The organism is Collinsella sp. LCP21S3_A3, assembly GCF_052118905.1.
Lineage (GTDB): Bacteria > Actinomycetota > Coriobacteriia > Coriobacteriales > Coriobacteriaceae > Collinsella.
The window spans coordinates 1-327 of the sequence record NZ_JBQKGH010000065.1; the positions used below are offsets into that span (position 1 = coordinate 1).

At 75.2% G+C, this 327-nt stretch carries 1 pseudogene; it reads left to right on the top strand.

What is annotated here, in order from left to right:
* Nucleotides 1-327, top strand: a pseudogene (locus tag ACTQ0H_RS09355) (IS30 family transposase); the annotation flags it as partial.

Here is a 327-nt window from a genome sequence, read left to right on the forward strand (position 1 = left end):
CCGTCGAGGGGGCCCGGGAGGACTCCGCCTGCCTGCTCACGCTGCTGCACCGCCCCAGCAGGCTCCAGCTCGCGCTGCCGCTGGAGGAGAAGACCGCCGGGTGCGTCGCGGGCGCCCTGGAGGGCGTCCGGGCCATCCTCGGCGCCGACGGGACGCGCCGCGTGTTCCGCGCCGTCCTCACCGACAACGGCGCCGAGTTCTCCGACGAGGCGGCGGTCGCGGCGCTGCTCGGCGAGGGGCCGGGCGAGACGAGGCTGTTCTACTGCGACCCCAGGCGCAGCGACCAGAAGGGCGCCTGCGAGCGCAACCACGTCGAGATCAGGAAGC